The sequence below is a fragment of the Enterobacter sp. CM29 genome, from assembly GCF_013179605.1.
Lineage (GTDB): Bacteria > Pseudomonadota > Gammaproteobacteria > Enterobacterales > Enterobacteriaceae > Enterobacter > Enterobacter intestinihominis.
The window spans coordinates 1-10,251 of record NZ_JABMCU010000161.1 but is presented as its reverse complement, the minus strand read 5'-3'; the positions used below and the strand labels follow the sequence as shown (position 1 = coordinate 10,251).

Here is a 10,251-nt window from a genome sequence, read left to right as displayed (position 1 = left end):
CCTGCCGCTGATGCTCCAGCAGGAGCTTGGGCAGTTTATTATGGCAGACTCCATGCCGGTGAAGGCGTTAACCCTGCGTAAAGGCCCGACGCCGCCGCGTCCGGCGCTGGCGGAAGGGTTTAGTACCTGGCGGCTCATCAGCCAGCTGCAAATGAACTACCTCAGCCTGATGGACAGCGAAAACGAAGAGGGCGCTGCCGCGCTGCGTCAGCTGTTAGGGCTGTACGCTAACCTCGCCGAGACGCCGGTTGCCCGTCAGGTGGATGGCGTTCGTCACTGCGTGCTGGAGCCGGTGCACCGCCGCGTGCCGGAACCCGGCCCGGTGGTGTTCGCCCGCGGGATCGGCATCACCCTGACGGTGGACGAACGCGCCTTTTCCGGTGCCAGCCCGTGGCTTTTCGGCAGCGTGCTGGAACGCCTTTTTGCCCGCCTGGTCTCCATCAACAGCTTTACGGAGTTCACGCTCAAGAGCCAGCAGCGCGGCGAAATCGGCTACTGGGCGCCGCGCATGGGTAAAAGGGCGCTGGTATGAGTGAAGTTGCCCCTGCAACGCTGCGCGTGCATCGCCTGACGCCGCTGCCCGATGCGTTCTGGCGCGGAGTGCGCGAGACGCCGTGGCGCTACGATCTGTTTCAGCTGTTAAGACGCATTGATGCCCAGGGTGGTGAACGTTACCCGCTGGGGCGCGCGCCGCTGCCTAAATTTGAGCCGCTGCGTATTGGTCAGCAGCCTTCAATGGGGTTTGCGCCGTCAACGGTTGCCGAGGTCCGGCAGCGGGAAGAGAACGGACTGCATGAGGTTTCCATTCTGAGCTTCGGCCTGTTTGGTCCTAACGGCCCGCTGCCGGTGCACATGACCGAGTATGCCCGCGAGCGTATTCATCATCATCAGGATCACAGCCTCAGCGCGTTTGCTGACCTCTTTCACCACCGCCTGACGCTGCTGTTTTACCGCGCCTGGGCGGACGCGCAGCCTGCCGTTTCACTGGATCGCGACGACAACAGGCGCTTCGAAGGGTATCTTGCATCGCTGATTGGCATGGGTCAGCCCGGCCAGATGTCGAAAGGCAGCCTGAGCCCGCATGCCCGCTTTACTCACGCCGGGCACCTGACCCGCCACGGGCGGGACCCGGAAGGGCTGGAGAAGATCCTGCGCAACTATTTCAACATTCCGGTCAGGTTGGTGGCCAATGTACCGCAGTGGATGCCGCTCTCAACGCGGGAGCAGGCACAGCTGGGTGAGGGGCGTCGCCTGCCGCGCATGGGGGAGTCCGCTTTTCTTGGCATTGCGGTACGCGACGTGCAGCATAAATTTCGTCTTGAGATTGGCCCGTTGAGCGCAGACGAATACAACCGTTTTCTGCCGGGCGAAGGGTGGGTCACCGAGCTACGCGACTGGGTGCGACAGTACGCCGGGGTGGAATTTGAATGGGAAACACGGGTGATCCTGCGCGCCGATGCGGTGCAGGGCGCCACGCTCGGCAGCGCCGGGCGATTAGGGTACAACACCTGGCTGGGCCTTCAGCCTCAGCCTGTTCCGCGTGGCGATCTGGTGTATCGCGCAGAGCGATAATCCTTCCGTATACCGAATCATTGTTAATGGAAACTAACATGTCAGAAATTAGCCGTGCCGTGCTTTTCGGCAAACTGGATACGCTGTTATTTACCTCTCTGGAAAGCGCGACTGCCTTCTGTAAGCTGCGCGGCAACCCGTACGTTGAGCTGGTGCACTGGCTGCATCAGCTGATGCAGCAGCAGGATGGCGATCTGCAACAGGTCATCCGTCACTTCGCCCTTGATGAACAGCAGCTGACGCGCGATATCGTGGCGGCTCTGGATGCCCTGCCGCGTGGCGCGAGTTCCGTCTCTGATCTTTCCGAGCATATCGACAGCGCCGTCGAGCGCGCATGGGTCTACGGCTCGCTGAAGTTTGGCGTCAGCCGCATCCGCGGCGGCCATTTGTTGATCGGCATACTGAAAACGTGGAATCTGGCTAACGTGCTGAAAAGTATTTCGGCGCAGTTCACCCGTCTTAACGTCGAGGTGCTGATCGAGCAGTTCGACGCTATTTGCGCCAGCAGCAAAGAGAGCCAGCAGGCCGCCGCCGCTGCGGACGCGCCTGCCGGGGCAGTACCGGCTGCGCAGGGCACGCTGGCGCAGTATGGTCAGGATCTGACGGCGCGCGCCCGGGAAGGGAAAATTGACCCGGTGGTGGGGCGCGATGAAGAGATCCGCCAGATGGTCGATATTCTGATGCGTCGTCGCCAGAACAACCCCCTGCTGACCGGGGAAGCTGGCGTCGGGAAAACGGCAGTGGTGGAAGGGCTGGCGCTGCGTATCGCTGACGGCGACGTGCCTGAGCCGCTGCAAAACGTTCAGCTGTGGCTGCTGGATATCGGCATGCTTCAGGCCGGAGCGGGCATGAAAGGGGAATTTGAGGCGCGCCTCCAGGCGCTGATTAACGAGGTGCAGTCCAGCGCCACGCCGATTATTCTGTTTATCGATGAGATCCACACCCTGATTGGCGCTGGCGGCCAGCAGGGCACCGGCGATGCCGCTAACCTGCTCAAGCCTGCCCTGGCGCGTGGGCAACTGCGCACCATCGGCGCGACCACCTGGGCGGAATACAAAAAATACATTGAGAAAGATCCGGCGCTGACCCGCCGTTTCCAGACCGTACAGGTTCACGAGCCGGATGAAGCGAAAGCTGTATTGATGCTGCGCAGCACCGTGTCGCCGCTGGAAACTCATCATCAGGTTTTACTCCTCGACGAAGCGGTCAGCGCGGCGGTGAAACTGTCGCATCGCTATATTCCTGCGCGTCAGCTGCCGGATAAAGCGGTGGCGCTGCTGGATACCGCCTGCGCGCGCGTGGCCGTCAGCCAGAGCGCGCCGCCTGCCCAGCTGGAAGACTGCCTGCGTCATCTGGCGGCCCTGGATGTGGAGCTGGAGATTGCCGAACGTGAAGCGCGCGTGGGGGCGGGCGATCCGGCGCGCGTGGCGTCATTAAGCGCCGAACGTGACGCGTTCGAAACCCAACGCGAGGCCCTGGCTCGTCGCTGGGAAGAAGAGCGCACGCGGGTGCAGGAAATTATCCGTCTGCGTGCCGCACTGTTTGCGGCGAGTGATGAGGATACGGCTGAACTGCGCGGCCAGCTGGCAGAACAGCAGCAGGCGCTGAAGACCTTACAGGGTGACGAACCGCTGCTGTTTGCCGCGGTCGATGAAAACGTGGTGGCTGCGGTGGTTTCGGACTGGACCGGGATCCCGCTGGGCCGGATGGTGAAAAATGAGATCGACGCGGTGCTGAACCTGGCTGATACGCTGAACCAGCGGGTTATTGGTCAGCGTCACGGTCTGGATCTGATTGCCCGTCGGGTAAAAACCTCGCGGGCGAAGCTTGACGATCCGAACAAACCGGTCGGCGTATTTATGCTCTGCGGGCCGTCCGGCGTGGGCAAAACCGAAACCGCGCTGGCGCTGGCGGAATCGCTTTACGGCGGCGAGCAGAACGTCATTACCATCAACATGAGTGAATTCCAGGAAGCGCACACCGTTTCGACGTTAAAAGGTGCGCCTCCGGGCTATGTGGGCTATGGTGAAGGCGGCGTCTTAACCGAGGCCGTGCGCCGCCGTCCCTACAGCGTGGTGCTGCTGGACGAAATTGAAAAAGCGCACCCGGACGTGCACGAGATCTTCTTCCAGGTCTTCGACAAGGGCTGGATGGAGGACGGCGAAGGGCGTCACATTGATTTCCGTAACACCATTATTATTCTGACCTCTAACGTCGGCACCGAGCTGATCGCAGCCATGTGCGCCGACCCGGAACTGATGCCGGATCCTGACGCGTTAAGCGGCGCCCTGCGCCAGCCGCTGCTGGAGGTGTTTCCGCCTGCGCTGCTGGGCCGCCTGCTGGTGGTCCCGTATTACCCTCTGAGCGACGAGATGCTGGGGCAGATTGTGCGTCTTCAGCTCAGGCGCATTCAGCGTCGTCTGGAAGAGAATCACAATATTATTTCTGAATTTGACGACAGCGTGGTCGAACAGATTGTTCAGCGCTGTACCGAGGTTGAGTCGGGCGGGCGTATGGTGGATGCGATTCTGACCAATACGTTGCTGCCTCAGATGAGCCAGATTTTACTTACCGCCAGCCGCAGCGACGAGCAGTACCGACGTCTGCATGTCACCTGCGAGCAGGGCGAGTTCCACTGTCAGTTTGCCGCGTAATAATCATCAAGAGAACTGTAAAAGATGACGGATAATGATAACAATCGGACTGTCCCAAACGCGCTCCCGGTCGGGTACCGTTTCAATGAGTTTGAGATAAAAGAGGTGATTGGCGGCGGCGGATTCGGCATCGTCTATCGCGCCTGGGATCACCAGCTCGAACGCACTATCGCTATCAAAGAGTTTATGCCTTCCTCCCTCGCCGTGCGCGGCGAGGATATGACGCTGGTGCTGCGCAGCGAGCGCTTCGGCAAAGCGTTTTCTGCCGGTCTGAACAGCTTCATTCAGGAAGCCCGCCTGCTGGCGCGCTTTAACCACCCGAACCTGCTGCACGTGCTGCGCTTCTGGGTGCAAAACGACACGGCCTATATGGGGACGCTGTTTTACAGCGGCACCACGCTGTCGCGTCTGCGCGAAGAGAAACCGGAGCTGATTAACGAGGCGTGGATCCGCCGCATGCTGCCAATGCTCTTCGGCGCCATCAAAACGATCCACGATGAGGGCTACCTGCACCGCGACATCTCGCTGGATAACATTCAGATTCAGGATAACGGCCTGCCGGTGCTGCTCGATTTCGGATCGGCGCGCCGCACCATCGGTAATCTCTCGGATGAGACGGAAACCATGCTGCGTCCGGGGTTCGCGCCTATCGAGCAGTATACCGACGACAATGAAAGCGAGCAGGGGCCGTGGACGGATATCTACGCGCTCGGCGCCGTATTGCGCACCCTTATCGTTGGCTCTCCGCCGCCGGTCAGCGTGGTGCGTTCGATTCAGGACACCTGCAAACCACTGGTGGAACTGATGCCGCAGGGGTATTCCATTCCGCTGCTTCAGGCCATCGACAAGGCGCTGGCGCTGCATATGGAAGACCGTCCGCAATCCATCGAGGAGTTTGCGGCGCTGATCGAGATGCCCGTCGCCGGTATCGACGAGGTGCTGACCGCGAAGAAGACCGGCACAATGCTGGTGCCGGTGGAAGAGGAGACATCTGCTTCCGCGCTGGACTGGCGACGTTACAAGCTTCCGGGGCTGGTGGCCGCGGGCGTGCTGGTTGGGGTGGTTGCCGGGGCGATGCTGTTCGGCGGCGGCAGCCAGGAAACGCCAGCGCAGACGGCGCAAACCCCTGCCGTGAGCCCTCCGGCTGAAACCTCCGCCGCAGCGGAAACCAGACCGGCAACGGCCGACGTGAGCGAGCCGGTAGCGCCACCTGCTACGGCACAGCAGAGTGCGCCGCCAGTCGACGCCAGCCCGGTCGCGCTGGTCTATATCCGCATGCTTGATGGCGAGACGCTGAAGGTGAACGGCGAGCCGAAAGCGCTGCGTCCGGGGAATAACGGTTACGCATCGCTGAAACTGCCTGCGGGCGAGACCCGCATTGAACTGGAAGGCAATGGAAGAACGCGTACCCAGACGCTGGATATTGCGAAGCCAGGCACCTGGCTGGTGAATCCGTAAGCCTGCGGGTAACAGGACGGAGCGAATGTATAACATCAAGTTTGTCTATCTGTTCCACGAGAACGTCTCGCCAGCGCTGTTTGCGAAAATAATCCGCCCGTCCGTTGCCGGACAGTGGATTATGTCGGTTCCCGACCATTCGCTGCGCTCGCTCTTCACGCGCTACGATCTGCTGCGCACGATCACCGGTGCGAATCCTTATCAGTCCGGGCGCGATACCCGCACGCTGATCGCGCAGGATTTAGAGATGGGCAGAGTGGTTGCCATTGACGAAAGTTTTCGTGACTGGTCATCAGTAACGGAAATTTTTTATATCAACGGCAAAGGGCAACTCCAGGCTGCCTCGCTGGTCGGCCTGGGCTGGTATCCGGTGAGTACGATTGTTGACCGCTACGAAACCATGGTGAGAACGTACGGATCTCGCCCTGCGCCAACGGTACTGCCAAAACAGGTAGTGAAATCTAAAACGGCACAGGTGCCGGATGAACCTACTCCCGGCAAGGACGGTAAAACCTATGCCGGGCAGCTTCAGAAGATGACCAAAGCAGAACGCTGGCAGGCGCGTAAGGATCTGATTGCGAAGGGGAGCAATAGCCTTTATCCGGATGCCCAGATCGCCGCAAAACGTCTGGCAGCGAATAATATCGCGGTGGAAAAAGCGAAGCTTGCGGAAAATATTTATAAGACCGTGAACCCGCTCGAAACCACACCGGACGTGCCGGAGGGATGGACAGATATCAGTAATGACGATGCGCTGTTAGGAAAGTTCGGGCTGAACAAATCCATGCTCTTTGACGATGATACGTCCCCCAATTTTCTGGCGCGCGTCTATCAACCGAAGCCGGAAGTGTTTGGTGCAGATATGAACCCCACGCTGGTATTCAGGGGATCGCGCGAGCCTGGTTTCGCCTCTCTGTCTGAGAATGTCTCCTCTCTACTGACCAAAGGGGAACTGGCGCCGGTGGTAAACGGGGCTGACTGGTCGAATAACTTCTCACAGGGCATGGGTATGGCTTCAGATTATTATAAAAAGGCCGTGAGTATCGGTAAGGAGCTGGCAAGGTCAGGGCAGAATATTGATATTGCCGGTCATTCCCTTGGCGGTGGTCTCGCCTCTGCAACCTCTATGGGCAGCGGGAAAGCGGGGTGGACGTTTAACGCCGCCGGCCTCAATGCCGGAACCGTAGAAAAATACGGCGGTAAGATATTAGGCAGTACGGATAATATCCAGGCGTATCGGGTTGAAGGTGAACTGCTGACGAAGATTCAGGAAGTTAACCCCTGGGAAGATCTGAAAACGATGAAAGGGCATGTCCCTTCGTGGATCCTCAAAGAGGAAATCTCTGCGCTGAGCCCTAATGCTGCCGGAATACCCCATGATCTTCCCGGTGGAACCGGAAGCGCGCTGGACCGCCACGGAATTAATCAAGCGATTGATTGCATAGAGCAACAGAAGGATGAGGATATTTCGATAATCGGGAGTCGATTGTGAAAAAAGGGTTGATGGCTTTTGTCGCGTTATGTTTTTTATTCATGATTCAGGGGTGTAAGCAGGATATGGACCTTAATCCACAGGACTACTTCAGCGGCCAGCAGCTTGAACTGGCGAAAGCGATTGAGGAAGGCGACGTCGATGCGGTGAAGACGCTTGCGCCAGACAGCGACCTTAATCAACCAGGAAAGCAGGATATGACCCTGCTTTTCTGGGCCCTTGGCAACGCAATTAATGATAAAAAAACGTCGAGCCATTTAAAGGTGATTACGTTGCTAGTTAAGGATGGCGCAGATCCGCTCCAGCCTCGACCGCAGGGAAAAAGCAGTCCTGCTGAATTTGCCCTAAAGGGAGACAGTGCGGACTGGATCGACGCGATGTTGGACGGTGGCCTCTCACCCAACGTGAAAGATAAGGTTTTCCACGAACCGATCGTCTTCCAGTCGCTTAAAGCGAAAAATACAGAGACGCTGGAAGCCATGCTCGATCGCGGTGCTGACGTCAACTCAACCAACTCACTGGGTAAAACGCTGGTGTTTGATGCGCTGGATAACCAGGCTTACGATCATGTCTTGTTGCTGCTCGATCGGGGAGCGGATCCGTCAATTAAGGCCAAAAATGGCTGGTCGATGAGCAATGCGCTCGCGGACGCGCTGAATGGACTTGACCGAGGCAGTGAGCAATACGAGAAATTAAACGAAATAAAAGAGAAGCTCATCCAGAAGGGGGGCGAATGGCCACCCGCGCCGGTTAAGTGATTGCTCAACTGTCATGAACGCCAGAGATAAGGTTTTCGTTTTCTGGGGATGCATGGATGCCCTGGCCATTGTGCTCTATTGTGCCCAGTCCGTGCGACATGACAGAATCCCTTTTATTTCCGATATACACGCCTTCAGTACGGTTGTGAACACGCTGTCTGCTGGTGGGTATAGCGCTCTGGTTATTCTTTTCTTTATTCTCGATTTCTTGTTGTTGCTCTCTTTTATTGCCTCAGCATGGTGCTTCTTCGCCCGGAATTTATACGCGAGAAGACTGGCGCTCTACCAGGAAATACTGCGTCTGGTTGGATTTCGCTACTCAGTTTCCCTTTTTCCCCTGGTGTTAAGTTTCACGGGCGTGATGAATGTCTGGCTAAATGGCTTTTTGTTCTTTTTGTCAGAGTTTCTGAAAATCTATTCCCTGTGGATTTATAAATATGAAGGGGAATGGCCCCCGGTTAAAGAGTAAGACGGCCAACAACCAGAACATTCACGTTTAAAAAAACCTTGCGTTAAAAATACTCTCAGCATAAACCATTACGGAATAAAGATTATGCTCAACCGAATTACCGTTCAGCTCCCGGTTGAGGGGCTGCTTTTCTGGAAACTCTCCGGCCGCGAGGCGATGTCGGAGTCGTTCGCGCTGACGCTGACCCTGCTCGGCACGGATGCGCGCATTGACCGCAGCAGGCTGCTCGGTCAGCCGGTCACGGTGACCATCCCCACCCAGAACCTGCTTACCCCCCGCTATATCAACGGCAAGGTGACGCGCGTGGCGGTGAGTGCCGTGGAGCTGACGGGCACCCGCTATGCGGTCTACCAGCTGACGGTGGAGCCGGACCTGTGGCCGATGAAGCGCGACCGTAACCTGCGGATTTTCCAGGGCCAGACGGTACCGCAGATTGTGAAAACCCTGCTGGGTGAGCATCAGGTTAACCTCGAAGACAAACTCACCGGCAGCTACCGGGTGTGGGACTACTGCGTGCAGTATCAGGAATCGAGCCTGGACTTCATCAGCCGCCTGATGGAGCTGGAGGGGATTGCGTATCACTTCAGCCACGAGGCGGACAAGCACACCCTGGTACTGACCGACGCCGCGACGCAGCATCAGCCGTTCAGCGGCTATGAGGTCATTCCTTACCATCAGACGCCGTCCGGCGGCAGTACGGATGAAGAGGGCATCAGCCAGTGGGCGCTGGAGGACAGCGTGACGCCGGGGATTTACAGCCTCGACGACTACGACTTCCGCAAGCCGAACGCGTGGCTGTTCCAGGCGCAGCAGAACCCGGCGTCACCGAAACCGGGCAGCATCGACGTGTACGACTGGCCGGGCCGCTTTGTGGAGACAGGCCATGCGGAGTTCTACGCCCGCATTCGTCAGGAGCGCTGGCAGGTGGAGCATCAGCAGATTCAGGCGACGGCCACGGCGGCGGGCATTGCGCCGGGCCACATCTTTACCCTGACCAACGCGCCATTCTTCAGCGATAACGGTGAGTATCTGGTGACGGCGGCCGGGTATCACTTCGAGGAGAACCGCTACGCGAGCGGCGAGGGGGAAACCATTCACCGCACCGATTTCACCGTTATCCCGGCGGCGGTGTCGTACCGTCCGGCGCAGAGCACGGCGTGGCCGCGGACCTACGGCCCGCAGACGGCGAAAGTCGTGGGGCCGCAGGGGGAGAGTATCTGGACGGACAAATATGGCCGCGTGAAGGTGAAGTTCCACTGGGACAGGCTGGCGAAGGGTGACGACACCAGTTCCTGCTGGGTGCGTGTCTCCAGCGCATGGGCGGGCCAGGGCTACGGCGGGGTGCAAATCCCGCGCGTCGGCGATGAGGTGGTGGTGGACTTTATCAACGGTGACCCGGACCGACCGATTATCACCGGGCGCGTGTATAATGAGGCGAGCATGCCGCCGTGGGCGCTGCCGGCTGCGGCGACGCAGATGGGCTTTATGAGCCGTACGAAAGACGGTTCAGTGGACAACGCCAACGCCCTGCGCTTTGAGGACAAGGCGGGAGCAGAGCAGGTGTGGATCCAGGCCGAGCGCAACATGGACACCAGCGTCAAGAATGATGAAACGCACAGCGTTGGCGGCGCGCGCAGCCATTACGTGAAGAAAAATGAGCTGCATCGTGTTGAAGCGAACCAGATCCAGGCCGTGAAAGGCGGAACCGAGATCCTGACGGGAAAAGGCAAGCTGGATGCAGCGGTAGAGCAGTATGTCATTGCTTCCGGGACGAAGCTGCGGCTGGTCTCGGGTGAGAGTGCTATTGAGCTTAACGCTAACGGCAAGATTAACCTGATTGGCAAAGAG

The 10,251-nt window shown here is 58.6% G+C and carries 8 protein-coding genes; all 8 read left to right on the top strand.

Annotation, left to right across the window (positions count from 1 at the left end; genetic code table 11):
• Positions 1 to 532 (top strand): type VI secretion system baseplate subunit TssF (locus tag HP459_RS17380; protein ID WP_171936543.1); only part of this gene is annotated, 532 nt, incomplete at its 5' end.
• Positions 529 to 1,572 carry a type VI secretion system baseplate subunit TssG gene (gene tssG / locus HP459_RS17375; protein ID WP_023300320.1) on the top strand — a complete coding sequence of 348 codons (1,044 nt, stop codon included), beginning with the start codon at positions 529 to 531 and terminating at the stop codon, positions 1,570 to 1,572. The genes HP459_RS17380 and tssG, both read left to right, overlap by 4 nt.
• A 38-nt stretch (positions 1,573 to 1,610) precedes the next feature.
• Positions 1,611 to 4,226: a type VI secretion system ATPase TssH gene (tssH, locus tag HP459_RS17370; protein ID WP_171936542.1), complete on the top strand. Its 2,616-nt coding sequence runs from the start codon at positions 1,611 to 1,613 to the stop codon at positions 4,224 to 4,226.
• A gap of 24 nt (positions 4,227 to 4,250) precedes the next feature.
• Positions 4,251 to 5,684: a serine/threonine-protein kinase gene (locus tag HP459_RS17365; RefSeq protein WP_023300318.1), complete on the top strand. Its 1,434-nt coding sequence runs from the start codon at positions 4,251 to 4,253 to the stop codon at positions 5,682 to 5,684.
• A gap of 25 nt (positions 5,685 to 5,709) precedes the next feature.
• The gene (locus HP459_RS17360; protein ID WP_171936541.1) at positions 5,710 to 7,176 is read left to right on the top strand and encodes a phospholipase; all 1,467 of its coding nucleotides are present in this window, start codon (positions 5,710 to 5,712) and stop codon (positions 7,174 to 7,176) included.
• The gene (locus tag HP459_RS17355; protein WP_023300316.1) at positions 7,173 to 7,934 is read left to right on the top strand and encodes an ankyrin repeat domain-containing protein; all 762 of its coding nucleotides are present in this window, start codon (positions 7,173 to 7,175) and stop codon (positions 7,932 to 7,934) included. The genes HP459_RS17360 and HP459_RS17355 overlap by 4 nt, the downstream gene beginning before the upstream one ends.
• 52 nt (positions 7,935 to 7,986) lie before the next feature.
• Positions 7,987 to 8,403: a hypothetical protein gene (locus HP459_RS17350; RefSeq protein WP_022648397.1), complete on the top strand. Its 417-nt coding sequence runs from the start codon at positions 7,987 to 7,989 to the stop codon at positions 8,401 to 8,403.
• 84 nt (positions 8,404 to 8,487) lie between these two features.
• Positions 8,488 to 10,251, top strand: a 1,764-nt coding sequence (locus HP459_RS17345) for a type VI secretion system Vgr family protein (protein ID WP_171936540.1), incomplete at its 3' end; no start/stop codon positions are given.

Excerpts from the sequence above, each read along its gene's own strand:
- tssG (WP_023300320.1), top strand. The coding sequence starts at position 529 with ATGAGTGAAGTTGCCCCTGCAACGCTGCGCGTGCATCGCCTGACGCCG.
- tssH (WP_171936542.1), top strand. The coding sequence starts at position 1,611 with ATGTCAGAAATTAGCCGTGCCGTGCTTTTCGGCAAACTGGATACGCTG.
- HP459_RS17365 (WP_023300318.1), top strand. The coding sequence starts at position 4,251 with ATGACGGATAATGATAACAATCGGACTGTCCCAAACGCGCTCCCGGTC.
- HP459_RS17360 (WP_171936541.1), top strand. The coding sequence starts at position 5,710 with ATGTATAACATCAAGTTTGTCTATCTGTTCCACGAGAACGTCTCGCCA.
- HP459_RS17350 (WP_022648397.1), top strand. The coding sequence starts at position 7,987 with ATGGATGCCCTGGCCATTGTGCTCTATTGTGCCCAGTCCGTGCGACAT.